The 25,755-nt window shown below is 38.0% G+C and carries 23 protein-coding genes; 16 read left to right on the forward strand and 7 right to left on the reverse strand.

The features are described 5' to 3' along the window. The first annotated feature begins 14 nt into the window (after positions 1–14). Genes B3600_RS23190 through B3600_RS23200 form a run of 3 tightly spaced genes read left to right on the forward strand, consistent with a single transcriptional unit; the run spans position 15 to position 3,682 of the window. A complete protein-coding gene (locus B3600_RS23190; RefSeq protein ID WP_286754557.1) occupies positions 15–1,139 on the forward strand; it encodes a thiol-activated cytolysin family protein in 1,125 nt (374 codons plus the stop codon). Then, complete coding sequence (locus B3600_RS23195) at positions 1,126–2,148, forward strand: thiol-activated cytolysin family protein (protein ID WP_286754558.1); 1,023 nt, start codon at positions 1,126–1,128, stop codon at positions 2,146–2,148. Before B3600_RS23190 ends, B3600_RS23195 begins: the two co-directional genes overlap by 14 nt. Beyond that, the gene (locus tag B3600_RS23200; protein ID WP_286754559.1) at positions 2,141–3,682 is read left to right on the forward strand and encodes a thiol-activated cytolysin family protein; all 1,542 of its coding nucleotides are present in this window, start codon (positions 2,141–2,143) and stop codon (positions 3,680–3,682) included. Before B3600_RS23195 ends, B3600_RS23200 begins: the two co-directional genes overlap by 8 nt. A gap of 428 nt (positions 3,683–4,110) precedes the next feature. On the opposite strand, the gene B3600_RS23205 is transcribed toward B3600_RS23200, so the two are convergent. After that, on the reverse strand, positions 4,111–4,395 hold the full coding sequence (locus B3600_RS23205; protein ID WP_286754560.1) for a hypothetical protein: 285 nt from the start codon (positions 4,393–4,395) through the stop codon (positions 4,111–4,113). Between the two features lie 266 nt (positions 4,396–4,661). Here B3600_RS23205 and B3600_RS23210 point away from each other — a divergent pair, with 266 nt between their 5' ends. The 3 genes from B3600_RS23210 to B3600_RS23220 all read left to right on the forward strand — a co-directional run bounded on the left by B3600_RS23210 (position 4,662) and on the right by B3600_RS23220 (position 6,442). Further along, positions 4,662–5,135, forward strand: a complete 474-nt coding sequence (locus tag B3600_RS23210; protein ID WP_286754561.1) for a hypothetical protein — start codon at positions 4,662–4,664, stop codon at positions 5,133–5,135. A 111-nt stretch (positions 5,136–5,246) separates the two neighbouring features. After that, positions 5,247–6,044, forward strand: a complete 798-nt coding sequence (locus tag B3600_RS23215; protein WP_286754562.1) for an SOS response-associated peptidase — start codon at positions 5,247–5,249, stop codon at positions 6,042–6,044. An 11-nt stretch (positions 6,045–6,055) separates the two neighbouring features. Beyond that, entirely contained in the window at positions 6,056–6,442 is a 387-nt protein-coding gene (locus B3600_RS23220; RefSeq protein WP_286754563.1) for a hypothetical protein, read from the forward strand. A 49-nt stretch (positions 6,443–6,491) separates the two neighbouring features. Here the strand turns inward: B3600_RS23220 and B3600_RS23225 are convergent, their stop codons facing one another. Beyond that, positions 6,492–7,274: an AraC family transcriptional regulator gene (locus B3600_RS23225; protein ID WP_286754564.1), complete on the reverse strand. Its 783-nt coding sequence runs from the start codon at positions 7,272–7,274 to the stop codon at positions 6,492–6,494. A gap of 81 nt (positions 7,275–7,355) precedes the next feature. Here B3600_RS23225 and B3600_RS23230 point away from each other — a divergent pair, with 81 nt between their 5' ends. The 4 genes from B3600_RS23230 (at position 7,356) to B3600_RS23245 (ending at position 11,466) form a co-directional block, all read left to right on the forward strand. Beyond that, complete coding sequence (locus B3600_RS23230) at positions 7,356–8,489, forward strand: 2-isopropylmalate synthase (RefSeq protein ID WP_286754565.1); 1,134 nt, start codon at positions 7,356–7,358, stop codon at positions 8,487–8,489. A gap of 316 nt (positions 8,490–8,805) precedes the next feature. Further along, on the forward strand, positions 8,806–9,669 hold the full coding sequence (locus B3600_RS23235) for a hypothetical protein (RefSeq protein ID WP_286754566.1): 864 nt from the start codon (positions 8,806–8,808) through the stop codon (positions 9,667–9,669). A 40-nt stretch (positions 9,670–9,709) separates the two neighbouring features. After that, positions 9,710–10,828: a lipid A-modifier LpxR family protein gene (locus B3600_RS23240; protein WP_286754567.1), complete on the forward strand. Its 1,119-nt coding sequence runs from the start codon at positions 9,710–9,712 to the stop codon at positions 10,826–10,828. A gap of 11 nt (positions 10,829–10,839) precedes the next feature. Then, positions 10,840–11,466, forward strand: a complete 627-nt coding sequence (locus B3600_RS23245) for a hypothetical protein (RefSeq protein ID WP_286754568.1) — start codon at positions 10,840–10,842, stop codon at positions 11,464–11,466. 192 nt (positions 11,467–11,658) lie between these two features. Here the strand turns inward: B3600_RS23245 and B3600_RS23250 are convergent, their stop codons facing one another. Continuing rightward, positions 11,659–16,167, reverse strand: a complete 4,509-nt coding sequence (locus B3600_RS23250; RefSeq protein ID WP_286754569.1) for an AAA domain-containing protein — start codon at positions 16,165–16,167, stop codon at positions 11,659–11,661. A 207-nt stretch (positions 16,168–16,374) separates the two neighbouring features. Then, positions 16,375–16,890 (reverse strand): O-acetyl-ADP-ribose deacetylase, encoded by a 516-nt coding sequence (locus tag B3600_RS23255; protein WP_286754570.1) that lies wholly within the window; start codon positions 16,888–16,890, stop codon positions 16,375–16,377. Between the two features lie 257 nt (positions 16,891–17,147). Here B3600_RS23255 and B3600_RS23260 point away from each other — a divergent pair, with 257 nt between their 5' ends. Together B3600_RS23260 and B3600_RS23265 are read left to right on the forward strand one after the other, a co-directional pair. After that, positions 17,148–18,131, forward strand: coding sequence for a hypothetical protein (locus B3600_RS23260; RefSeq protein WP_286754571.1), 984 nt, complete (start codon positions 17,148–17,150; stop codon positions 18,129–18,131). Between the two features lie 231 nt (positions 18,132–18,362). After that, positions 18,363–18,686 carry a hypothetical protein gene (locus tag B3600_RS23265; RefSeq protein WP_286754572.1) on the forward strand — a complete coding sequence of 108 codons (324 nt, stop codon included), beginning with the start codon at positions 18,363–18,365 and terminating at the stop codon, positions 18,684–18,686. Between the two features lie 437 nt (positions 18,687–19,123). Here B3600_RS23265 and B3600_RS23270 read toward each other — a convergent pair whose 3' ends face one another. Further along, the gene (locus tag B3600_RS23270; protein ID WP_286754573.1) at positions 19,124–19,528 is read right to left on the reverse strand and encodes a hypothetical protein; all 405 of its coding nucleotides are present in this window, start codon (positions 19,526–19,528) and stop codon (positions 19,124–19,126) included. A 151-nt stretch (positions 19,529–19,679) separates the two neighbouring features. Between B3600_RS23270 and B3600_RS23275 the strand changes: the two genes are divergently transcribed. Further along, positions 19,680–20,207, forward strand: a complete 528-nt coding sequence (locus B3600_RS23275) for a hypothetical protein (protein WP_286754574.1) — start codon at positions 19,680–19,682, stop codon at positions 20,205–20,207. A gap of 181 nt (positions 20,208–20,388) precedes the next feature. On the opposite strand, the gene B3600_RS23280 is transcribed toward B3600_RS23275, so the two are convergent. Beyond that, positions 20,389–21,318 carry a hypothetical protein gene (locus B3600_RS23280; protein ID WP_286754575.1) on the reverse strand — a complete coding sequence of 310 codons (930 nt, stop codon included), beginning with the start codon at positions 21,316–21,318 and terminating at the stop codon, positions 20,389–20,391. A 160-nt stretch (positions 21,319–21,478) separates the two neighbouring features. After that, positions 21,479–21,916: a RidA family protein gene (locus tag B3600_RS23285; RefSeq protein WP_286754576.1), complete on the reverse strand. Its 438-nt coding sequence runs from the start codon at positions 21,914–21,916 to the stop codon at positions 21,479–21,481. Positions 21,917–22,293: 377 nt separating this feature from the next. On the opposite strand from B3600_RS23285, the gene B3600_RS23290 reads away from it, so the two are divergent. The 3 genes from B3600_RS23290 (at position 22,294) to B3600_RS23300 (ending at position 25,657) form a co-directional block, all read left to right on the forward strand. Then, positions 22,294–24,231 carry a right-handed parallel beta-helix repeat-containing protein gene (locus tag B3600_RS23290; protein WP_286754577.1) on the forward strand — a complete coding sequence of 646 codons (1,938 nt, stop codon included), beginning with the start codon at positions 22,294–22,296 and terminating at the stop codon, positions 24,229–24,231. Positions 24,232–24,428: 197 nt separating this feature from the next. Then, positions 24,429–24,698 carry a hypothetical protein gene (locus B3600_RS23295; RefSeq protein ID WP_286754578.1) on the forward strand — a complete coding sequence of 90 codons (270 nt, stop codon included), beginning with the start codon at positions 24,429–24,431 and terminating at the stop codon, positions 24,696–24,698. Continuing rightward, on the forward strand, positions 24,698–25,657 hold the full coding sequence (locus B3600_RS23300; RefSeq protein ID WP_286754579.1) for a hypothetical protein: 960 nt from the start codon (positions 24,698–24,700) through the stop codon (positions 25,655–25,657). The genes B3600_RS23295 and B3600_RS23300 overlap by 1 nt, the downstream gene beginning before the upstream one ends. The last annotated feature ends 98 nt before the right edge of the window (positions 25,658–25,755 follow it).

Consider the following 25,755-nt stretch of genomic DNA (forward strand, 5'->3'; position numbering starts at 1 on the left):
TAATATAAACTAAAATGAAAAGTAGTCAATTAAGTCTTGTACTCCTGGCAGGGGTATTGGGATTCTATTCCTGTAAAAAAGACAACTCGAGTCTAAAAAATGAAATCGGAAATAACGAGGATTCCCTGTTAAAAGTTTTCCAAAACACGAAGATCATCGAAAATCCAAATATTGACCTGACTAAGAAAGGAAATTCGAGCAGACTCCGGGCCGGAGGAATCATTAGAGACAGCGTCTGGCAAAATGGGCTTGGCAATACCTATTTTGTTGAGTCTGATAATATAACCATTTCATCAGAAACGGAGGATTATGCCTATCCAGGTGCAATATTCAATAGCAAAAATATCATTAGGTCCTATCAGTTCGACCCACTCGGCAGGGAGCATTATGATGCTTTACCGATAAGAGCAAGTCTTTCAATTCCGGGTACAAATGTTTCTGGAACAATTGAATATCCAAGCCTGGACGAGACAAGGGAATTTGTCGGCAACATTTTGAAAAAAAATGGAAATGTGCCACAGATTAATAGTTTTTCTTATACTTCAAGTGAGTTTACAGATTACAATGAATTGAAGTACACCTTTGGGGCAAACGTCGACATAGGGAAAATAGTGAAAGCATCTGTGAATGGGGGTAAAAGTAAAATCACCAAGAGAACAGGGGTCATTGCCCGTTTTGTACAAGAAAATTTTACGCTCGATATGTCATTGCCTAAGAAAACTGAATTGATCAGCATTGCAGATGCAAATGCATTACAGGCGGAATACGCACCCACCTATGTGAGTTCGGTCACCTACGGACGGATAGGTGTTTTTACAGCGGAGACCGATGCGAACTACGAGGATTTTAATGTTGCTTTTAAAGCGGGAGTAAATATTGGCGTTGTGGGTGTGGATACGCACCTTACTGCAGCGCAGAAAGAGCTATTAGATAAAGCCAAAATTACGATCTACATGAAATTTGGTCCCGGGTCAGCATATGTACAGACAGTCCAGGGATATGCAGCATTCAAAAACGCAATTTTGGCGGGAGCGAATGTAACATCACAATCTTATGGTGGGCCAATCTCGATGCGCATGCGAAATCTTAAGAATTTTGGAATATTTAAATCAATATTTAAAATTGATGTTACAAAGTAAAACTTTCATCCATACATCAAAAGGGCTATTTAAAATAGCCCTTTTGATTTCAATCCTTTTTGTCGGTTGCAAAAAGGATAATGATTCCAAACTGACTGTACAGGAAACGAAGTCGCTTAATAAAAAAGCAAATAATGCAAATACTTCCGCTGCTGACATTTTGGTTATGGATAATAATTATGAAATTGTTTATTTAGGTGCAATTCTCAGCGGCACCGATATTCTCAGCGAATCCACATTTAATCCGCTAGGATCATATGCAAAATTACCGATTAAAGTCAGTACGTCTATCAGTGGAGCACCGTCTGCGACCATTAATCCGCCACGCTTGTCTACGTATCGCCAAACGGTTCAAGATATCTTAAGGTCAACCACATTGAGTAATCCAGATATCGCCTCATTTCTTTATTATTATCGACCATTTTATGATTATAAAGAAATTACAAGGGAATTTGGTTATAAAGTAAATACCAGAGGTCTGTTTTCCAAAACGAGTTCTAGCCTGACAAATCAGCTGACGACAATAACAAAAAAATATGGATTCGTTTCTGCTTTTGAGTTGGTCAATTTTACCGTTGACATGTCATCACCAAAATTGACTGAGTTGATTGATACTGCTGCGGCGCATAGACTAGTAGCTTCAGGAGAGAATCCTGTCTATATCAATTCCATTTCATATGGGCAGAAAGGCATTCTAGCGGTCGAAACGGATTACAATATGGAGCAGACGACCAAAATTTTCGAAAAGTTGACAAAGAAGATTTTTAAAAAAACCAAAGAAACGTTCTCTTCAACGGAAATAAATATCATTAATAACTCCACGATTCGTCTTTTTTTGGTAGGTGGATCAAGTGGTGGCTCTTCGGTTACGATTGATGGCTATAATGGATTTATCAACTATGTAAAAGATATCGGTGCATTTTCCGCTGATAATCCCGGTTATCCAATTTCATTTCGCTGTCGCAAATTAAAAGATTTCTCACTTTTTAAAGCATTGGAAAATGAATAATTATTATACAATAAATAGATTTGTGTATATATTTTTGGTTACAGCTTTCTTTGCCTCCTGTAACAAGGATCACTCCACTACTGACCCTAGAAACAATCTACAGATGCCCAATTTCTCAGAGATTTCCATTTTGGGGTCTAGTAATATATTGAATAATCATTCAGAAAATATATTTAACGAACAAGATTCCAAAAAGAAAGCTGGATCTCCTTTAATGGGGAGTAATCCCCGTCGAAAAGTTGGACGAGTTGAAGTAACAGACCGCACTCAATGGGATGACCCTGGTCAAGTAGGTTTTACAATTAAAGGCGTTGCCGACGAATTCATTATGACGCCTGACTGGTTGGGAAAATTGGATGTGTTTCATCTGGGCTCTATTATACAAGGTAATAGTATCCAAGATCTTTCCTTTATACCGCTTTCAGAAAGAAATGGAGAATATGAGGCAAAGCCGGTGTCGGTCTCCGTTTCCTTTCCTGCAAAAACAGTCACAGGAAGTTTCATGCCCGATGTCATGTCGTCGACCGAGTTTTTCAGCACATTAATGAAAAATAATAAGATGACTTCAATGCAGAATAGTGCATTTCAATATGAGATTGAAGAGTTTACATATTTTAATGAGCTTAAGACTGTTTTTGGTGCTGATGTTGATATAAAAGCCATTTTCTTTAAATCGGGAAGTAGCGGATCCACTTCTTCTGAACAGATCAGCGGTAACTCAGGACTAGTGGCCACTTTTACACAAAAGAATTTTTCCGTGGATATGAGCATACCTGAAGAGGGACTAGAGTTGTATGATAAATTAAATGTTGCCAGCGGTGTATCGCCTGTATATATCAACTCGGTCGTGTATGGAGCCAAAGGTATTTTATTGGTCGAGAGCAGTGTTGAATCAAATGTCTTAAAGTCCACCTTTGATAAAGTATTCTCCGTAATGGGAGGTTTGATCGACGGTTCAAAACAATTAACCAGCGAAGAAAAGCAGATAATTGCAAATTCGCAGATACAGATGGCCTTTATGGGTACTGGCGGAGCGGTCGTGAAGAAATTAGCTTCATTGGACGAGTTGATAGGGGTGATCAAGAAAGGTGTTCAGTTTTCGCCATCGACGCCTGGCGTCCCTATTTCTTATAAAATGAGAACACTTTTGGGGAATAAAACGGTTCAAAATAAATTTAATTTCCGGATCCCGATCAAGCCATTTTATGGAAAAAATGTTATTCAAGTTGAAAATGGTGTGAGCAATATGTATGCAATGTTTTTTGCTGACAAAAATTTGAAAGTACCAATTATAATCCCAGAGAATATCGCAATTAGATTAAGACATATTCAATATATTAGGGAAGGTAATCCTAGGGAAGGATTCGGTGTCGTAAAATATATGGATGATGAAAATATTTATAACAAAGATAAATCATCAAGATTTTTTTTAAGTCAAACATCATTCCCGCGGACCAATATTAATGATGGAGCCGGAAAATTTCTAATTGATTCACAAAGTGGTTTTTATGTAGTAATTTATGATAAAAATTGACGCTGTCATTAGAAACCTTACGAACTTCCGAATAAGTATGACCTAATTGCAGTATTCAGTGAACTTCAAGTAGTTTCATAAAACAAAATTACTAATATTATTAGCGATTTACAGGTGTGAATTTTCGATTTAATGCTTTTCACTTTTTATGCAATAACTATTTTTCCAGAAGCCCGACTGATCCGATTTTTAAGGATGAAGTCCATCAAGAGCACATAGGATGGATCAAGATAGTTTAACAGCGCTTGCCGCAAGGGGAATAGGGTGGAGCTTTGATGAACTCGTATTCAATATGCTCCTTCAAAATTGGTAGAAAAAAGGATCGAGTGAGAATTGCGACATATAACCCCAAATGGTAAATCTTGGTATGCGAATTATAATGGCGAGGATGCGAAAATAAATTTTAGTCTTCCTGGAAATAAAACACGCTATTTTGTTTTAAGGTTCTTCGTTATCTGCCATGATTTTAAATGATGATTATAGGCGAGCATCGAAGCCGTTTCATTGGCACTCTTTCCTTTTTCATTTAAATATTCACCTACTCGTACTGTTATCAGCGTTGTCGTATCTCTAAGTATTTCAGCATATGCTTTTTCACCAGTGCTAAGTGCTGCTATTGCCGGAACATTTTCTACACTTACTTCGGGTTCGAACAGAAATTTTGCTGTACACCCAACATTGAGACTTTTTCCTTGAAATATGATTCCGTTCATGATATTATATTTTTAAGGATGAAAAATTCATATTACAAAGAGAACCGCTATGGCATTGGTACTCTTTTATAAGTTTTAAAGTAATATAACGTTTACAAACAGTGATTTATTTTCTCTTACTTGTACTGTGGGCAGGGGAGTACAGCTCGTCCTAATATTCTTGACATTGATTATGTACTGGCCAACGTTGCCGAGTGCTATTTGTCGGGTAGTGTATTTATCGAGAGCGATAAGGTCTATTAGGATATAAATCCTATCTTAGCCCTATGCTGTACAATCCCTTTGAACAAGTCACCAAAAGTTCCTTTCGCGAGCTTGTCGAGTCGGGCTATGTCGACTTTGTACTGCAGCGCTTTGAATGGCCCGATGTTAAGGAAAAGACAGGATTTCTGTTCACACCTTATGATGATAAGGATGCCGCCGATCGGCATGCCCATCAACTGGAGGCAAAGGAGGGAAGAGCCCTGCAGCTGCCGCAAGATGCCGATAAAATTGAAAGCCTGTTAACCACAGGAGCACGCTATCGGATTTTTCTCAATCGCATTAAGGAGGAGAACTGGGACAAGCGCATGCTCAAGCTCTACGAGAAAAATATTATCAATTACCTGCGTACCAAGACCAGGTTTCAGCGTAAAAATCCCATCGACATCTTATTCTCCCTAGAGTATGGTCGGGTAGTGGCAAACATTACCGATGGGCAGACCCAAAAGAAAGTATTTGCTATTGAGATTCTTCGGTAATCAGATCCGGTCCGAACCAAAAAGCAATCATTTTCTTGCCTTGGGGCAATCCTTATTTACAGCACAAATTGTGTATATTCGTATCAATGCCAAAGAAGAAAGGATACCATTATGTGCTGGGATATTAGCCTCCATACCGATATTGAGATTATCAAAAAGACCTTTCCGCAGTTGCGGGATGAGCGTCGTCAATTGGATTACAATTATGACTATCTGGAAAACGTCCAGGCCATTACCTTTCCCAAGTATCCGATCCTGTATAAGGATAAGGATTCCAGCCAGCTTGCCTTGACCGAGATGGAGTGGGGGGTATTGCCTACCTATATTGAAGATCCGAAGCTGCAGGCCGATCGCCGGCGCAATATGATCAATGTACGTAGCGAACGTATTCTGGAAGATAAAAAATCCTATTGGTATCGCTTGCGTAAGCAACGTTGCCTTATCCCGGTCAGTGGTACCTTTGAGCATCGAGCGGTGAAGGGCTGGAAAAAGAAAGTACCCTATTTTATTGGTGCGGAAGGGAGAGATCTATTCTATTTACCAGGTTTGTACCAGTGGCATGAGACGGTGGATGAGGATGGCCTAGTGGAACGCGTAGGTTCCTTTGGGATGCTTACACGAGCAGCCAATGAAGTGATGGCCAATATCCATAATGATGGGCCCAATAAACATCGGATGCCTTTGTTCTTACCAGAGGATCTCGAGCGACAATGGATCGAGGATATTCAGGAGGATGATATGCCACCAATTTTCCTGTTTGAAATGTCCAATGATAGGCTGAAGCACTATCCGGTGTATACGTTGAGAGGATATCCAAACCGCCCGGATGGAAAGCATCGTTACGAGCAATTTGACTGGGAAGGATTGCCGCCGTTGGGAAGTGATACAGTGCAGACTTCGTTGTTTTAAATCAGTGTTCAATGGGAAGTTTAACGAAATATATATCGAACGATCACCCAGAATTCGCGGTGCTTATCGAAGATGACGATAAGGTTTGTTACGCATACTTATTGAATGAGGAAAGAATAGTTGGAGATATATGGTTATACAATAGCGTTCCTACTCCGAGCGAACCTGAATGGCATAAAAGGGACAATCTACCATTTTTAAATCCTGCAGCGTTTGTCAAAGAGAATCTTGAACCATTTGATGCGAGTTCACTTGTCGAGGTAATCTGGGATTTTGGAGAAGAAACAGTGGCTAAGATATTTTTAGCGTCCAGATTGATCGCAAAGCTAACCGTAGGATCGTGTCCCGGTTGGTCTAGCCTGGTCACTAAAGATGGGCCTTTAGCGCAGAAGATGTAACGTTTTCACGATTCGAATCGGAAGTAGGTAGAAGATATATTCAATAATATTATTTGCATAGTCTCGCCCGATACTGCTGTGGTGATAGTCCAAAATATTCTTTGAATAGATTGGAAAAGTTCGGTACACTTTCATACCCAATTTGATAAACAATCTCAGCGATATGCATATCCTTATTTTCCAATAATTGAAGCGCCTTTAGAAGTCTATGCTGTTTTATGAACTGGAATATGGTGATCTGCATTTCTTCCTTAAACTGTCTAAAAAGTGTCCGCTCCGAAAGAAAAAAATTAACGCTAATCTCAGCTATTGACAATTTATTGTCGAGATGTTGGAGGATATACGTGCATACCTGGATCATCAATTCACTTTTTGCAGGCGTAATTTGCAACAGGATCGGGTTTGCCAATAGTATCGGGAGCATAGACTTAAAGGCCTCTAAGGTAGATGCTGTCAACGTGTCGTGGTCTTTCAACTTCCAATGTTGCTGGCCAAAAAGCAAAAAATGATTCAATAATTCATTTGATGGATACACCTTAACGTCCTCGTGCATATTGTTCATATCGACAAAAATGGTTTTTATTGACAGTTGCTGTGAGCGGGAAATGAGTTTGTGCGGAACATGTGCTGGAATATATACAAAGAAAGTACTCGGTACACAGAAGCTGGCTTTTTCTGTATAGATAAAGAGGGTACCATTTGTTGGGCTAAGTACCTGTACTTGTTCATGAGCATGCATTTCTGTATTGAACTGTCCATAGGTACGTAATTCAATTGTGCCATCGCGGAAGTTTTTGGCACATTGAACGAAGGGGATGGTAGATTTTGGCATTATTGAATAACAATTGTTTTATTTTCAAATATATTAAATTTTATAGTTCTGGTACTTTTGATCTATAACAATAAGTTGAATATGAAACAAGTTAAGATTTTCGATACTACTTTACGTGATGGAGAACAGGGCCCGGGCTGCCAATTGACACTGAATGATAAATTAGAAATTGCAGAAAAACTCGATGCAATGGGGGTAGATGTGATAGAAGCAGGGTTTCCAATAAGTTCACCCGGAGATTTCAAGGCAGTCACAGAGGTTTGTAAATTGGTGAAAAGGGCAACCGTCTGTGCATTAGCTAGAGCCAATAGGAAAGATATTGAACAGGCCTCTTTGGCCTTGAGTACGGCTAAGGTGGCACGGATTCAGCTGGGAATTGGGACATCGGACATTCATATTAAACATAAGTTTAATACCACTCGTGAAGTAATCTTGGCGAAAGCTTATGAAATGGTGGCTTATGCGTCTGATAAATGTGATGAAGTACAATTTTTTGCAGAAGATGCTGGCCGCGCAGGCAATGATTTTTTGGTTCAAATGACCAATACGGTGGTTGAAGCGGGGGCGAAAGTTGTGAATCTTCCTGATACCAATGGTTTTTGTACACCCTTTGAGTACTTTGAAAAGATAGCCTACGTGAACCAAAATAGAAAGGAAAAAGAGAACGCAATTCTTTCTGTCCACTGTCATAATGATTTAGGTATGGCTACAGCGAATAGTATAGCTGGGTTAATGGCAGGCGCGCTTCAGGTGGAAGGAACAATTAATGGAGTGGGAGAACGTGCAGGAAATGCTGCCTTAGAAGAAATTATTTTGACACTCATTGTAAAGGAAAATCTAGGTATCGCGACCGGAATTGATCCAAAATATATTGTAGAATTAAGTAGTATGGTGGAACGGGCGATGTCAAATCCTATACAGGCCAATAAGGCCATTGTCGGCAAAAATGCTTTTGCACATTCTTCCGGCATCCACCAGGATGGCGTGCTGAAAGACCGTAGAAACTATGAAATTATTGATCCCCAAATCATAGGAGGAAAGTTGCCTGAATTGTTTTTATCTGCCAGGAGCGGACGTGCAGCATTAAAAGATCGGTTAAAAAATATGCAAATAGATTTCCCGGCTGAAAATTTTGAAAATATCTATAACCAGTTTCTTGTTTTAGCAGATCAGAAACGTTTTATTGAAGATAGCGACCTCCGGCGTTTGGTTTAGGTGTCCCCCCCGGTGCAGCGAACAATAATTACAATTATATTTTAAAATATCATGAATGAACATCCAAACTTAGTATTAATAAACAAATTTTTCGATGCATATTAGCACAAACGCCGAACCGGTTGAAAGATACGAGTTTACATTAGCTCATAGCACGTTCTTAGCAGCTGATAAGGAAGGCTATTATAATGCTTATAAATTGGACGTTGATAAATAGTATCAGGATAAAAATATGTGAATTAATTTTCATCAAAACCTTTGTAATTAAATTTTTCTAATATTAGATTAGTAGTGTAAAACCATATTAATCTAAATTATGAAAAGAGTTCTATTATTATGCACTATTTGTGCTTTATCTATGCCTGTTTTTAGTCAGGTTGATACCCTTCATGTAACTTCAAATGTTGCAATTTTAAAAGTTAAAAACCAAAATTCTTTGGCCTTCTATTCTGATGAGGAGGGGGCTGATGAGGAGGACCAGTCTTCATTCCAGGCTTTAAATGCACTCCTTTCTTTCAATTTTTCAGGGAATAATAAGGGGTTGTCCAATTTGACCCCAATTGTAAATTATGGTTGGATTGAAAAATGGAAGTTAAGAGAAAAATCAAAAATTGCATTGGAAATTCAGCCATATGCTGGAGGACAAATTAATATGCGGGACTCCTCATCATATATTCCAGGATTAATGCTTCCAGGAGTTGCAGGAATTAAAGTGGATTTATCCTATAGATATGAGAATCAGGACGGTTTTTCTTTCATGCTTGCACCCATCAATTTTGGATACAAACTGATTTCCAATTTTGCTGATACTACTGTAACCGTTGCTCAGCATAATCTTCGCACCATCGGTGCAATTCAATTTAAAGATAAATTCACCCTAAGTGTACAGTATACTTATGGATGGCATAATTCTATTTCGGAATCCAGTAGTGCTTTTCGATCCATATTTGGTAAGGATGCGACAGATATACAATATTTGAATTTAAATCTACAAACCAAGCTAACAAATATTACATCAAAAATGCCCACTTATTTATATATAGAATGGCGCGGTCTCTTAAATTCAGATAAGTATAATTCATTTCAGAATACTAGAATTATATCTATAGGGTTGCGATCTGAAATGGGATTTAAATTTAGTGGTAGTGCTAAGAAGCTTATTAATTCCTTTGTACTATAACATATTATGAGATTATCCTTTATTATTCTAATCTATTTTTATGATCGCAAATAAATTATATACCACAGTTTTTTGTTTGCTAATCTCCTTTTTCAGTTATTGCCAGGAGGAAAGGGCAAATAAGCAGCAAAGCAATCAGAAGTCGTTTCGATTGTACTTAGATGAAGATTTCAATCCGCTCCAGTTATTTCCCTCTGCCACAGATCAAAATTATACATTAGGTTTAGGATTTGGCTTCTCAAATTCAAATTATATCAATTCTCCTTTGTTTTATCCAATTTCAAAACTGGATCAATGGATACTAGGGAAAACCAATGTAGCGCATAATGATGTGGTGCCTATTGACCCTTCATGGATGGTCAATGGTGTTGCGTTTACGCCTGATGACCTTAGAGCCAAAGACCCGGTTTACAATGATCGGCCCTATGCCTTTCTATTAGGGTTATCAACCAGGAGGGGATATGTAAAGCCTAAAAATGGAGTTGCTTTTCAAACGGAGCTAAATATTGGTGCCTTGGGCCTTCCCATTGGAAAATGGGTCCAAACCGGGATACACAAATTGATGAATGATAATAATACGCATTCCCCTTATAATCCCGAGGGCTGGCATAATCAAATTGCCAACGGTTTTTCTCCCGTATTCCTTTACGCTGCAGATTTTGAAAAATTGATTTTTGGTAATCCAGGAATTGAACACGCGGAACGTTCTTATTTTAATTTTAAAGTTGGCGCTGGTAGCTCAATCGGATATTATACCCAAGTCCATGGTATGGCAACGATGAGGATGGGACTCTTGGATTCAAGGAAATGGGTTCAGAATTTCAATCCTCTAGGAAACATGAATCAACTAGTTGAAAATGCGCAAAAGGACCTGTGGGAATTATATTTCTTTGCAGCAGCAAGACCAACATTCATAGCCTATAATACCATGTTGCACGGTACACCACTTAGGTCATCAGTTCACAAGCTCTCCTGGAAACAAACCAATCCCTGGATTCTTGAATGGAATACGGGAATACAATGCCACATACCATTTAGCAGTTACCGCTCATTGGATATTACATGGGCGATTAATTCAGGACGCACCTCCGAATTAAAAACTGATTTGAAAAGAACACATTATTGGGGCGGCGTGTATTTAGTTTATAACTTTTTTTAAATTATGTTTTTATGAAAAAAATCATTCTATTCCTCGGATTTCTATTGTCATCCCAGTTATGCTTGAGTCAAAAAATAACAATTAAGGTCCATTCTGTAACCGGATATGGAAAGCATACCGAATTTGCCCAAAAAGCTTTTAAGGCATTTGAGCTGGTACTGAATTCCGATGAATTTAAAGAGGGTATTAAGGCCATGAAAGCTGAAAAGACACAGGGCTATACGACGGGGCAGCTTTATGGGATAATAATGAAAGCTCATGAAAAAAACATTCCAAAAGATAGTTTAGCAACTGATGGAATAGTGGACCTTTGGGTCAGGACCTTGGAGTTAGATGGAAGAGATTCCAGATGGAAAGATAATTGTGAAAAACCATCCATATTTGGGAATCAGACAATCGGCATTGATGGCGCTGGAGATGGAGTTATGGCTATTTGTCCAACAGCATTAGAACATTGGGCATCCACCAATGATTTAGCCGCCTTGGCGGGTCATTATGCACACGAATACATGCACGTATTAGGATTTGACCATTATCGGTTTCTCAGCACGCAAGCGTGGCGGGAAAGAACTTTTGTTTATAAAGTAGGGTACTTGGTCAAGTACTTGGTGGGAACGATGAATTCTACTAACCTATGAATAAAAAGCCGCACTAGTAGTTCGAATATACAAGTTCAATCATTTTCTATCACTTGCCATAGGACAAGAACTGACTGCTCCACTAATAAAAATGGGACAGCTTCCGATAACAATTCTACATATATGAAATGCTAAAATTTTGACTCAACCCATATGTGTTGTTTTTGGTATAGTTAGATTATTCATTCAACGCTAATTATCATTTATATTGATTCTCGTTGCGGCATGCACATGATTACCTAAATTTGCCTCTTCCTCATCCTGTTGACGGATAAAATCAAGTAGTCGCTTGAATTCTCCATTGGCATCATCCCACCATTTAATCGACCATATCCTATGGAATATAAATCCATGTCTTTCAAGTTGCTCCTGGCGGAAGCTGTCCCAAGCGTAAGCTTCAGGACTGTTATGGTATTTTGCGCCATCACACTCTATTGCGATGAGTGGTTTGTGGCTTATTTTTGATTTTACAACGATATCAATCCTAAAACCGCCTACGGAATGCTGCTGTTCTAAACGGTCTGCACCGATATGCTGTGCAAGTTGTTCAAATACTTCATCTTCAAATGGAGACTCAGACCCCAAGCTAAATTCCGCTGGTTCATACAGTTTATCTGTACAATACTGACTCAACAGCTGTAGAATGCCCCTTCGCAATTCGTCATTCCCCTCACTTACCGCTTTCGCATAGGTAAAGTAAGCGTACAGAATTCCACGGCCTTTATTGCCCTTTTGTTGGATAAGATTTGGGTACTGACCAACATACTCCTGCGGGAAAGAGGTACATAGATATACCTTCGACCGCGCTCGAGTAATGATTACATTCAACATGCGATGTCCTTTACCCTGTATAATCGGACCAAAGTTTTGACTAAACGAACCGTCGGCTTTTCGTCCAAATGTCGTTGAGAGAATGATAATATCTCGTTCGTCGCCCTGAATGTTCTCGAGGTTTTTAACAAAGAATGAATCTCCCGCCTGCGCCATTAAACTATCGAATACAGAATCGTTCTGACGAACTGCACTCAGCTCCTCCAGGATCAAGTTACGTTGGTAGATATTGAATGTAGCAACACCCACGCTTGGGATACTATCTTTTGCATCCTTCATGATCTGTTGTAACAATTCGACCACTTTCAATGCCTCTTGCTTATTTACTTGACCTTCATACAATCCGTCAATTTGTAGGTATTCGATAGGCGTGTAATGCTCTTTCGCCGGGACAGGCATCAACCTATTTCCGTAGAATGCATGATTGGAGAAGTCGATAAGATACGGATGTTTTGAGCGATAATGGACTTTTAGGTAAGACTCTACAAAACCCTTGTCTACAGCATAAGCTAGTAACGATTCGCTATCCGCAAGATTAAGCTGAGCCGCTTGTAGCGCAGTCCGATCTGAAAATTCGTCTTCCGAATCTTCTATCTCATCATCAATCGGGTCAAGTAGCGCTCCACTTCCTTCAAAGTAAGAGGAGGGAGCCATCTGGTGCTTATCACCCGAAACAATTTTAGCCTTTCCTCGGATCAGAGCCGCGTACGTATCTTCGAGACGCAACTGGCTTGCCTCATCAAATATGACCACATCAAAAATTCCTTCCTCCAGTGGTAGGATAGAACTGCAGACAGATGGATTGACCAACAATACCGGGAAAAAATCTGTAAATAGTTCAAATTCTCTATTCACAATAGTGCGGAGTGAATTGCGGCGCATTCCCTTCGATCCCTTTTTGTTAAACAAACTATTGATGTTTTGTCCTCTGGCTTTAAAATGTCCGACGGCGTCAGCTTGCCTTTCCGTCCATAAGGCAATAATACTATTCAGCTGTGCATGGTTAAACTCTTGTTTGTGCTGCTGATATTGTTGTAATTGGTAATCACTTTTTGGCAATTCCTGTGGCTCACTTGTCGTGAGTACCCAATACAGATACCAGCATTCAAATGCTTCAGCCCAATGATCTTTAAGATGTATGCTGATTCTGGTAATAAGCCTTTGTTGCGCTTCGTCCACTGAAAGAAAAAATGATTTCCACTCATGATAGATACGGAAATCACTCATATGTTCACCGAACGTTGTGACGGTATGCCTAATCTTATCACATTGTTCCTGTGCGGTTTGAAGATTTGTGTACGGCAAAAATATCCCATTTGTTATATTTCCTGTTAACTGGTTACTTTCAATATCGTCAAACGAGTTTTGTAGACTCCGATAGGCATCAGCGCGTGCCGCGTAATAGTCACGAAAATTATTAAAATGCCTTAATTGAAAAGTTACTCTTTCAGTTAGATAAGGTACTGCCTCAATCAGCCCATTGATATCAGTAACAGGAGTCGTTGGAACGATATTATAATCAGCGATTAGCATTTGCTCGATGCTATCCAGTTTTTGAAGTAGGGGAGCTATTTGCGCTTTTAGTTCACTCAGTTTAGTATGAAAATGATGATCATTAATATTAGACAAATAGCTACTGATCGTATGCGGGTATTGCTCTTTCCAAGCGGCTGTCTTTTGTCGGAGTTCCTCGATATTGTTTAGATAAATAGATAAATCAGTCGTTTCCAAATGATCGTTATATTGATGTTCAATATAATTTTTCTGAACATGGGCTGCTCTTACCTGCGCGATGCGATTCTTTAACTCGATCCTCGTTTGTTTTATCTGCTTATGCTTTCCCGAGAATATGCTCAACAAACTTGTTTTGAATTTTGCACCACTACTATTATCCAATAAATTATTGCCATATTGCGCAATGCTTGACTCAGCGTAGGCGAGATAAGTTGATATTGCATTGCTTAGCGATGAATGATAGCTGCTATAATGTTGTTGCAAAGCATCCTCATATTGCTTGAAAAATTGTTGCGCTTTTATCCGAACTGTTTGTAATCCTAAGACAATTTCGTTGACTCGCTGTTCCTGAGGAAAAGTGGATGGTAATACCTCTTCTTTCACTGAATCTCCAAGACAAAATGCCATATAGGACTTGAAATCCTGCTGCATTATTGCAGGGATGCCGCTCAAAAAATCGTCAGCCCACCGCTTCCCACTCACTTGAAGTTCGGCAATAAGCTGTTCAATAGTTGGTAGCTGTTTATGAGCGTATGCAACAAAATCCTCAATTCTTACACGCGATGGCCCAACCTGTTGATCTATAAATAGATCGTCTGCCAATGGTCTAAATATGGCATGGACCTGATGCGATTGCTTAAATAAATTATGGCTACGCTTTAAAACAACAAGTGTCCTTTCCAGTTCTGTTTGATCCTGAGCAAAATTAAAATCCTCTTTTGGTATAATATTCTTGAGCGGTACTTGATTAAAGTGTTTTAATAAAGCCAAATACCGTCCGACGATCTGCGGCCAATTCTTATCGCCGTAGACCGTTTGAGCTAAGGCAGCATGCTGTGCATTGATAAGTTCAGCTGATTCTTTGAGTTTTGATTTTATCGCATCATATTGGTTTTGGGCTTGCCTTCCTGAGATGTGAAACGGAACTCCGATCTGACGATCTCTGACGGAATCAACGATCGCTTCACGCGCATCGTTTACGTCATCAATTACACCGACTAGAGCGCCGATCTGAGGATTCGTACGTTCGATATTTGCTTTAATTACATCGAGAGCTGTTTTCTTTTCGCAGACGACAAGACATTTCAGTCCATTGGCAAGTGCATTTGTGATCAATGCAGTTAGTGATTGACTTTTTCCCGTCCCTGGAGGGCCTTGTATTATTTGATTCGGTTCATTTCCAAGAGCACTTATTATAGCCTGTTGGCTGGGGTCTGTATCTACGGCGCTGAAAGGTGTTGTCGATAGATTTTCCACTTTAAGCTCATCAAATTCAAAGGCATCGAAGCGATCCAATAAGCGGGAAATGTCGGTAATAATACTTTCTTTTTGCGCTCTGAACAAACCAAAAATACCACCAAAATGAATGTAAGCTTTGTTATTGGCGATGGCATCTATCTGGGATGCTTCGGGTAATACATTGATAGCTGTTTCAAAGTTTTTGCTTAGCACCTCGAGTATCTGCTCTTTACTATTCGAATTGAGTGCCTCCAGTGCTTCAGCACAAGCGTTCACTAATTCGTTGCTATCAATCAGTGCGTCATCTAAGGCTTCATTGGTCAGACTGGGCAGTGTGATGTCATCTTCACTTTTGATAAAAGAAAGGAGGACTTCGTTTATACTAATCGGGTGAATATCTGAATCCACTATTTTTCCATTTGCTTGAACCACTTTATTTCGCAAAAACGACCATTCATTGACTTTGTTTTTAGATTTAACGGCCTCTAGTTGCCAAATAAACAATGGGGCTTTTATGATCTTAGCGGGGTCTTTTGAAGATCTTTTTATAAGAATGGGATAGCCGAATCCGAGGGTTTTCATCCCATGTTCTTTAAAATAATCCTCATTTTCGATGATAATGGAGTTCAGTCGTTTAGAAATGACTGTCAGTTTCTTTTGAGTCTCCGCATCTTTTTCATTGAGGTCTATCTTATCAAATGAAATCTTAAATTCAAAGTTTGCTTTGGTCAACAAGGTATCCAAAAATGATTTGGCGAGACCATCCTCAATGAGGTCGAGCTGCTGCAGGTCTAACCGTGTGGCCAACCTTCCTGGCAATGCATTTAAATGAATAGAACGGGCGTTACCGCCTTTTAATTTACTTTGTAAAGATTGCAGGAAAATCTTGGATGACATAATTGTAATATTTGTATTTAACCTAAGATACAAATATTCGGTACAATTAGCAATGCAATCAATTGCTGGTCTCCTAGAATACCAATTGTAAGAGTCCTGCTCTCCGCTTTACCATCTTGCACTACTCGGAATCTGTAATGGGTATTTGGCCGATACAGTTAGTCATGGGAAGGGAGGCTTTTTAATGGTAAAAGCATAGTCCTATCGTCAAAGTAATTGTTTGAATAGCTGAAAATTTTCATCATCAAAACAAACTATTGTAATTAGTTTGATTGTAGTATTTGATTCAAGAAACTGATTTATCGCTTTAATCGATATTTGGGCAGCCAATTCCTTCGGGAATCTGTATATACCTGTGCTGATATTCGGAAAAGCAATTGTTGTACAGTTATTATCCGCAGCCAGTCGAAGAGAGTTGAAGTAACAATTTGCCAGGAGGTTCTTTTCATTCTTTTGGCCGCCGTTCCAAACAGGACCGACGGTGTGGATGACATATTTAGCCTGTAGATTGCCAGCTGTGGTGATAACTGCTTCACCCGTTTTGCAGCCCCCTTGTCTAGCTACTATCATTCGGCATTCTTCCAGAATAGCTGAACCACCCGCTCGGTGAATGGCACCATCTACACCGCCACCACCAAGTAAGGAGCTGTTTGCAGCGTTTACGATTGCATCGACTTCGACCTTAGTGATATCTCCTTTAACAACGTTTACTATTTTGTTCATTTGGTATGGATAATGTTCGGAAATTTGCATTGGCGTATCCGATGACAATAATATTTTAAATTTAATAAAAGTTACCCATTAAAGCTTCCTTTATCAGCTTAACACAATATTGGTTTCTTCTTTTGTAAAAATTAGCTAGATTAATGTGATTAAATAATATTCATAACGCTAGTACAGATCGTCAATTTTATTGTTGTCTGTTTCGATATCAATATGTAAATTTATTACGCCATAGGCCATATAACATTTTAATTTACATGAAGATCCTATTTATTTTTTTAGTCTCACTGCTATTCGTTTATCCATCGTTTTCACAAAGCGATAAATTGTTAGGTCAATGGGTTTTAGACTTTGCGCTGACTGAACAAAATTCGCTTGTTCCTCTAGATAATCCCTATTTTTCCAATGAGGTTATCTATGAAATAAGTCGGAATAAGATGAAGATATCAGCTTTTACATTTGACGCGAAATACATTGGCGATAACGAGATCGACCTGGGTCATATGAAGCTAAGTTATACATTCAGCGATGGCTATTTGACAGTTATTGAGAAGGGTACTGAAATCAAACTCTATTTTTTAAAGAGAGACGATTTTGTTAAAAAATATCCTGAATTTGAAGAAGAACGCATACTTAGTGAGGGTAGAGAATTATATATTGCAAATACGCTTTCCAAATTAGTATTCGATAATGGGACCATAGATCCCAATTCTTTTATCACGAATGGGGCACCACTATTGAAAAAGAAAACATCCAAAAATTACTTTATGAAGGCCGCGTTTATCCTTGACCGGCGTAATCAGATTTCAAATATTGTTGTTTCAAACATTGAAGAAGATGACATCAGGCAGCAAGTCATAAAATCAATAGAACGTTGCAGTAAATTTTATAAAAATTATACGGGGAAAGATTTATTGATCACACTACCTTTTAATTTTTTTAAAATGTATCAGTTTTTTGATCCTGAAACCAAAAGAGTTTATCGAGCCTATCAACAGGGAGAAGAATGGTTTGGGAATTCGGAATTTGAAAAAGCAATCTTTGAATACGAAAAGGGTATAGACACAAAAATTGATATGGAGCGATACGGCAATGTATTTTACCACGATTATATTATCCACCTTGGAATTGCGTATTTATTGACGGATCAAAAGGAAAAAGCTGCCTCTACATTTCGAAAGTTGGGCGATGAAACGAATTTTAAGATTCGGAACTATTTACGTTTTTATTGTCGATCTTAAAAGATGGAAATCTCGTAAAAAAATAAATCTCACCCTTCCGATGGTTGTGCCGCAATTGCTGTTTTATCGGTTATCATTGGCTTGTTAGCAATTCAATCGAAATGTCTGCTCGTCATATTTGTTCTGCTTCATATTTTACAATAGATTTTGATAAGCTTAAGATACATTTTTATTATCGTATTGAAATTATAAAACCATTGCATTAATGGATGACTTTCCTATCTTAGTCCTATGCTGTACAATCCCTTTGAACAAGTCACCAAAAGTTCCTTTCGCGAGCTTGTCGAGTCGGGCTATGCCGATTTTGTGCTGCAGCGCTTGGAGTGGCCCGACGTTACGGAAAAGACAGGCTTTCTCCTTACGCCGTATGACGATAAGGTTTGTTACGCATACTTATTGAATGAGGAAAGAATAGTAGGAGATATATGGTTATACAATAGCGTTCCTACGCCGAGCGAACCCGAATGGCATAAAAGGGAAAATCTACCATTTTTAAATCCTGCAGCGTTTGTCAAAGAGAATCTTGAACCATTTGATGCGAGTTCACTTGTCTAGGTAATCTGGGATTTTGGAGAAGAAACAGTGGCTAAGATATTTTTAGCGTCCAGATTGATCGCAAAGCTAACCGTAGGATCGTGTCCCGGTTGGTCTAACCTGGTCACTAAAGATGGGCCTTTGGCGCAGAAGATGTAGAACTTTTACAATATAATTGTCAGTAAAGATTCCTATGTGTTTTTATTTCTTCGATCCTTTTATAATAAAGTTTTCTTTGTTTTTGTTTACGAAATGGGTCAACAGACAAATAAATAAACGACAATATAATAATAACAGAAAAAAAAGCAGCTACATACATTAACCAAGTAAAAAACTTTTTCATTTTTTTCGGGGCAGTCCCAATAAGTATGTGAATAAAAACTATGGATTCCAGTTATGTTCCTTATAACTGGAATCTTTTTTTCAAATAAAGTTAAGAATTGTGATAAGATCCATAGTTATTGAGATTTTATTATCGTTAACTCGCCATCATCAAATCCCAACGTTATTGCTATCGCCTGGGCAAAAATTGAAGTTTTGAAATCTTCGGATTTTACATACGATTGGACTAACGATTCAGCACATTTTAAAATATCCTGCCAGTCTTTATCTTTTAACAACTCATTACCGAATGAAAAATATTTCTGTTTAGGTTCAAAGTCCATATTTGCAGCCCAATCGTCATCATCTTTATCGAATATTTTGGAGCCGGTGAGATACATGGTGAAACCCTCTTTAGATTCGAAAAGCCCGAAATTGAACGCAATTATTGATTTATCAATTCTTTCAATTTTGTTGATGTTATCCACCCATTCGTGGAATCTTTGATCGACTGGTTTAACTTTATGCAGATAGCTCATCATGATGCAGTAGGAGTAATGTCGTCAAAAGTAATAATTAATACCTATCTATTCTGGTTTTATTTTCACGCCACAGCTCCTGTTTTACAGCAGTAGAGCTAATTCAATAATTACAAAAAATGGCTCCCATTTTCCATATTTGAAATCGACGAAATTGAACTTAACTAATGTCGACTCAAAGAGTAATTTGGCTGAATTGACTTATCAGCTAGATCGTGGTATTACGTTGCAACAAAAAGCATCAGATAATCCAAATTATCCAATTCATACCTCGCTAGATTTTTTGGGACGAGATCGGTTACGCTTGTTTAATAATGGAACTATTAAGGTGTCAAATTTAAATGAGGCAGGTTATGTAATTATGAGCGGGGAGCTTATACCAGAAGGTAACGTTACAGCTGATCCCTCAACAATATACATCCGGTCTGCTAAATCAGGAGGGAGCTTGATTCCAGGTTCAATTTGGTTTAAACAATCCACAATTGGTAATACAGGCTGGGTGCGAATTGACAATGGTAATGCAACAACGACCGCAAAAGGAGTCGTTAATCAGGCTGCTACATCTATGGATTCGGCACCTAGTCCAAGCACGGTTTATACCCAGGCTGAGGCACAGGGTGTACTAGCTGAACTTAGAGATTTAAAAGCTAAGTTGCGAAGCGCAGGAATTTTAGCGAGCTAACCGTTTAACTTGGAACGAATAACAGTTTATATAAATAAACATTTTTCTTGTAGAAACCAAATGGAAAATTGTTTGTGACCTTTCTTCTTCACGTAAGAAGGAAGGTTACTTTTTTTATTGAAAAAGTAAATATTGGTTTCAGACAATTTTTTTACCGCTGTTTGCTGGCATTAAAATTAGATTATTCAGCGATCATCACCTTTTCCTCCTTGATATTATTTAGAAAATCCGTGTATTTTATGGGTAGCTTTTTTCTGTGGTAATAAAAATAGAAGTCAAATGAGCCCCCGATGATTCCCTTTTCCGGAGCATATACAAATCGATCAATTCCTCGCTCAAAATCATAATTATACTCATGTTGTGTCCAATCTACATAGGTCCAAAACTGATATCCCGTTGCATGCTGTGCTAAGGTGATTTTTTTTGATAGATATTCTCTTCTGTCCCGGGACCAATCTAAAAAGGAAAGCGGGTCTTCACCTATCCGATATAAAGGGAATTGTAAACTAGGATAAGCGCCTTTAAATATTTTTTCGAATTGAAGCACACTATAGGCCGAATCTTGCGTATTGATAGTCCCATAGACATTCGTAAAAGCTTGCGGACGATTGCGGACTGCATAAAACTGTAACAAACAATATTTTGGTGCATAATAAGTATCTCCTTTTTTTATAATTAGCTTATACGCATTAAAATACTTTGTTGTTTGCTTCACAGTAGTGTTGAAGTACGATAACGTATTTTTTTTATGAAGCTCTTCCAGATCTTTAAAGTTAATCATTGAAGAACGTACAGTATCAGGGTTGATTTCATACCAATCTTCTGAACCATCTAAATCAGGTAGAATGGAAAATAGCATGATATTATAATCATGTTGTCCATTATATATACCCTTATTACCAATAAACGTTTGTACCTTACTCATTACATTAAAAATATGCACTTCACGCTTAATCTTATATAGCGGATAGGTGTTTAACCTAAAGGACGAGGCTGTAAACTCTTTGCTATCTTCTTCAAAAAGGAAATATTTGGTGTGACTAAATCCTTTATTGAAGGACAATAGGGAGATAAGGACCAACCAAATTATAAGGCACTTAGTTTTAAGCATAGCAATGTTCATTTTGTTTGTTAATTAGTTTCTTTCAATTAAAAATTAGTTGCATTTAGTACCTGCTTTGCCATCTCTATGAGTCGAATTAACACTTGACTTAACTGCATCGAGATTATTTACTATTTAAAAGTCCAAAACTATCAGAAAGGGAGTTACATCATTTAGGTAAGTGTGCAATCAATTCAACTTCTAATTTAGCGTCTGACATATATAACCTTTGTACTTGTATCCAGGTAGCGGCAGGAAAGTCATTATTGTAAAACTTTTTCCTGACATCATTATATTTCTTTATTGCTTCAATGTCTGTCGTGTATAAATTCTCTTTCACTACATGTTGAAATGTTGCTCCAAAACTGGCCAAAGATGCTTTTAAATCATTGTAAACTGCTTGAATTCCTTTAGGGGAAAGATCCGTAGTTACGGCGCCCGATATATAAAGAACGTTATCAACTTTTAAAACCTGACAATATCCCGCTGTTGTATCCTGTTTCATTTTGTTGTTGTTCCAATGCCATTTTTCTTTTTTGATATTTTTTTCCTGTGAAAAAGTATTGCTAAAAATTAAGAGCAATGTAAGTAAAATAAGGTATTTCATAGCTTTTGGTCTTTATTTAAATGGAGATCTTCATTGTTTAGTTATTTCCCTAAATTAAGAAATTTAGGAATTGGTTACACCTTTTCAGAAATTTCTATCTCTATTTCAAAATAGCGAATAACGGCTCCTCCGTTATAATGTTAGACTTTTATGCGTTACAGGTAGGAAAAGAATCCTGCTACCAACTAAAAATGTCTTTTACCGGTTGCCTCATCTCAATTGAATAAAAAAATCACCCTTTAACAGACTTTTCGGTATATCCCACATACCGCTTACATATACTTTGTTTTCCTCAGATCGCCATCGTAGCAACCATACTTTTGCTATACACATAAAAACAAAAGAAAATGACAAATCAATTTTTAATTAAAAACACAATGGCAGATATGCGAAGTCTATCTACTTGTGAAATTACGCTATTACAGAGCGGCTGTTATGCAGGGGTGGAGTTGTTAGGCTATTATGAGAAAGGGGATACACCTGCTCCAATTATCTATTTTTTGAGTACTACGCTTCTAGATGATGATGGTGGCAGTATTATCCAAACAGGAGATATTAAATTAGAACATCAATTTATTGGAGAGCTTAATGTCAAATATTTTGGAGCCAAAGGCGATGGACTGCATGATGATACATCTGCCCTACAAAAGACCATCGATTACGCGCCCATAAACAGTGAAGATACGGTTGCAATAAGTCCTAAAGGCTTTGCAAACGGTTTTAATATTCAAATACCAAAGGGGCGTTATAAGATAACAGATACCATTGTTTTGAAACGGGGACTGAATATCAAAGGAGCATCTCTTGAATCTACTCAACTTCTGTCTTTTTTACCTGGTTCAGTAATAAAATACAGTGATGAGGGTAGATATATACAAGATGAAATCAAAATAAGTGATTTATCGATATGGCAGGATGCGTCTGTCCCTGCTACGAATGGCGCTGCTATTATGCTTGATTTCGGTTCCACTACTGTTTACAGCATGAAGTTAATGGTTGAAAATATTTACATTGAGGGAACATATGACGGTATTACTGCCGTAGCGCTTGTAGGTTCATCAATTAAGAACGTTTTTATATCCCAATGCGTGAGACATGGTATCTATATCCCAATGACAATAGGTAATAAATCTTCGAGTAGTACATCGTTAACATTATACAACTGCTACACAAGTTCAAACGGAGGTGATGGAGTGAGGATAATCAACGGAGCCTACATTTCGCTCGTTGGTTGTGCATCAGATTCAAATACTGGGTATGGCTATTATATTCAAGAAGGATTGGGGCACTCGCTTTTTTCTTGTGGTTGTGAAGAGAACAAATCTGGAAATATCTTTTTGTCCAAATGCCAGGGAATTACATTAAATGTAACAAGCCTTTTCTCTGAGATTAACGGTGAAATTGATGGTATAACAATCCATCAATCGCACAATGTCAATATAGCAGGATATGCAAGAGCTATAGGAGGAAACACAGGATACGCCGTAAATATTTCTCTTAATGGGGGTATGGTGGATTTATCAAATCTAAGTACTGAAGATTTGTGGCAGACAAAACGCATTAATACAGGCGTGCTGGTCAGAGATTTAAAAAGCGCACTCGTGTGTAGAGACGGACAGTTCGCGCTCAATGGAAATACTGTACAGGCTGGAAAATTAGTATCAATTGTAGGCTTCTTGCCTGAGTCTATAAAAACCTCCGTAGAAAATATCGCTTCCTTTTCTAAAGCTGATTCTACTCGGAATGTTAACCATTTTGTGCAATCAATAGTTTCGGATAACAACGAGTCGTATCCACTATTGGTCTCAAATTATACAGGCGTTGCGGTTAAAGGTAATTCTGCAACTGTTCAGAAATTTGCGGCAAACTACATTGTTGAGTCAAATATCGGTAGCGCTGCCAACGCCAATATAATGATTGATACACAGAGTGGGACAGTTCCGGTCGGAAACTGGAATATATATTCTGAAAGTCAGCGCAAGTCCTATTTTCGGGGGCCTTTGGTATTAGGCTCCAATAATGGCAGTGAAATTATGGGGGGAAATGGCTCTCCAGAGGGAATTGTTTCTGCAAGAGTTGGGAGTATATACATTAACAGTGCAGGATCGTCTTCGTCAGATAGTATTTTTGTGAAAGACAGTGGTTCTGGGAATGTTGGATGGTTGGCTTTTGTTCCTATGCGAAAAGCTGCAGCCGCGGCAAATTCTGCAGCAGATCCGAGTACGACGTATATGCAATCTGAAATGCTGGCAATCTTAACTGAGCTTCGTGATCTTAAAACAAAATTACGAACTGCCGGCGTTTTGGCGGTTTAATTTTCTAAACGTTTCCCCTCTTAGTTAGGGGGAACGTTTCGCATTCCTATATACAGGATTTAAGCAATTCACCATCTTATAGATGACAAGACGTATGAAGGGTGACATCTTTATTGACACACTTTTGTGTAGAATTAAAAATAAGGAGATTTCTTCATAGGTGTTTTACCTATCTTCCAAGATAATTATATTACCAAATGAAAAGATATTTAGTATTTATTACGCTACTGGGGCTAGGCTTTGGTGCGTGTAAAAAAGATCGGGTTGTCGAGCCTGAACATCAAAATGTTGAAACAATTAAAATTGCTGGGCATGTTTATCCAAAAGATTCCATCATGAATGTTTTTGAAAAATACAGTGGCTTTACAAAAGAAAGATTCATTTTCAACCAAGAAAAAGAGCAATTCTACATTGCTGATTACAAACTATTTGTTGAACCTTCTGATTATATTATACTTAAAAAATAATGAGATATCTAATTTATATTCTTTTTTCGCAAATTCTATTTTTGAAAACCTTTGCACAGGGGAATTTTGAGAAATATGGTGTGAATGTTGAATTTATTGCTGAACCAAATGTAACTACTATTAATGGTGGTGTTCAACTTTTTTATAACTCGTCAACTGATAATAATTATAAATTCAAAATTTTAGCCAGGATTTCAAGAAATGATAAAGGTAAAAGTGATCAATATGGGGAGTTTACGTGGTTGAGGCTAAAATACGTCACCAATGGAAATACCTATGTAATAGCAGATGAACTAATACTCTATTTTGTTGCAGATGGATTGAATCAAAGCCCATATCGAGAGCATGTAATTGAAATACCTTCAACAATTCAAACTGATGGCCAAATAGTAGGGGAGTTTTTTAATCGCAATGGTGCTACTATCAATGAGGTTAAAAGTATTAATACACCGTTGATAACTAAAATCATGAGTGGCCCTTCAGTACTATGCTCAGAGGGAATATATACCTTTGGAGGACCTGAGCCAGTATCGCTTGAAAATGGAGCAAATATTGCAACGCTAACAAGTTTAGGAAATAATCAATGGAAGCTAACAAGAAACGGTAGTGCTACAGGTGTAGTAAAGTTGAGATCAACTACACAAGGGAAAACTTTTGATAAAGAAATAGTTATCGGCACTCCTGCACCTACTATTTCTGGCGCATCTCAAATAAATACAGTTGGAGAGTATAATTATGTTGTATCGAAGAGTGCCGCTAATACAATTACTGAATATAATCTAATGCTTGGCGGAGATGTTGAATTAATTCCAGTCTCCGAAACTCAATTTAAGATAAAAGTTGTGAATCCTAATACTTCTGGGTCAACTATGGTTGTTAAAGTTAGGGCAAGAGAAACAAATTCTTGTGGGACATCAAGCTATACAATTAAAAATATTACACTTAGTGGCAACATGTAGCTATTGGAAAGCCACCTAACATTATCGTGTAAACAAGATATTCTCCTTATAAGGTGAATTTTCTTCAATTTTTAAGCTTTCCTCAGTTCTCCAGAGGA

Source organism: Sphingobacterium sp. UBA2480 (assembly GCF_002341965.1).
Taxonomy (GTDB): Bacteria; Bacteroidota; Bacteroidia; order Sphingobacteriales; family Sphingobacteriaceae; genus Sphingobacterium; species Sphingobacterium multivorum.

Coding starts and splice junctions, on each gene's coding strand:
- B3600_RS23245 (WP_286754568.1), top strand. CDS start 10,840: ATGAAAAAAATCATTCTATTCCTCGGATTTCTATTGTCATCCCAGTTA.
- B3600_RS23250 (WP_286754569.1), bottom strand. CDS start 16,167: ATGTCATCCAAGATTTTCCTGCAATCTTTACAAAGTAAATTAAAAGGC.
- B3600_RS23225 (WP_286754564.1), bottom strand. CDS start 7,274: ATGCCAAAATCTACCATCCCCTTCGTTCAATGTGCCAAAAACTTCCGC.
- B3600_RS23215 (WP_286754562.1), top strand. CDS start 5,247: ATGTGCTGGGATATTAGCCTCCATACCGATATTGAGATTATCAAAAAG.
- B3600_RS23265 (WP_286754572.1), top strand. CDS start 18,363: ATGCTGTACAATCCCTTTGAACAAGTCACCAAAAGTTCCTTTCGCGAG.
- B3600_RS23220 (WP_286754563.1), top strand. CDS start 6,056: ATGGGAAGTTTAACGAAATATATATCGAACGATCACCCAGAATTCGCG.
- B3600_RS23285 (WP_286754576.1), bottom strand. CDS start 21,916: ATGAAATACCTTATTTTACTTACATTGCTCTTAATTTTTAGCAATACT.
- B3600_RS23300 (WP_286754579.1), top strand. CDS start 24,698: ATGAGATATCTAATTTATATTCTTTTTTCGCAAATTCTATTTTTGAAA.
- B3600_RS23270 (WP_286754573.1), bottom strand. CDS start 19,528: ATGATGAGCTATCTGCATAAAGTTAAACCAGTCGATCAAAGATTCCAC.
- B3600_RS23260 (WP_286754571.1), top strand. CDS start 17,148: ATGAAGATCCTATTTATTTTTTTAGTCTCACTGCTATTCGTTTATCCA.
- B3600_RS23295 (WP_286754578.1), top strand. CDS start 24,429: ATGAAAAGATATTTAGTATTTATTACGCTACTGGGGCTAGGCTTTGGT.
- B3600_RS23280 (WP_286754575.1), bottom strand. CDS start 21,318: ATGCTTAAAACTAAGTGCCTTATAATTTGGTTGGTCCTTATCTCCCTA.
- B3600_RS23200 (WP_286754559.1), top strand. CDS start 2,141: ATGAATAATTATTATACAATAAATAGATTTGTGTATATATTTTTGGTT.
- B3600_RS23230 (WP_286754565.1), top strand. CDS start 7,356: ATGAAACAAGTTAAGATTTTCGATACTACTTTACGTGATGGAGAACAG.
- B3600_RS23210 (WP_286754561.1), top strand. CDS start 4,662: ATGCTGTACAATCCCTTTGAACAAGTCACCAAAAGTTCCTTTCGCGAG.
- B3600_RS23255 (WP_286754570.1), bottom strand. CDS start 16,890: ATGAACAAAATAGTAAACGTTGTTAAAGGAGATATCACTAAGGTCGAA.
- B3600_RS23290 (WP_286754577.1), top strand. CDS start 22,294: ATGGCAGATATGCGAAGTCTATCTACTTGTGAAATTACGCTATTACAG.
- B3600_RS23240 (WP_286754567.1), top strand. CDS start 9,710: ATGATCGCAAATAAATTATATACCACAGTTTTTTGTTTGCTAATCTCC.
- B3600_RS23190 (WP_286754557.1), top strand. CDS start 15: ATGAAAAGTAGTCAATTAAGTCTTGTACTCCTGGCAGGGGTATTGGGA.
- B3600_RS23205 (WP_286754560.1), bottom strand. CDS start 4,395: ATGAACGGAATCATATTTCAAGGAAAAAGTCTCAATGTTGGGTGTACA.
- B3600_RS23195 (WP_286754558.1), top strand. CDS start 1,126: ATGTTACAAAGTAAAACTTTCATCCATACATCAAAAGGGCTATTTAAA.
- B3600_RS23235 (WP_286754566.1), top strand. CDS start 8,806: ATGAAAAGAGTTCTATTATTATGCACTATTTGTGCTTTATCTATGCCT.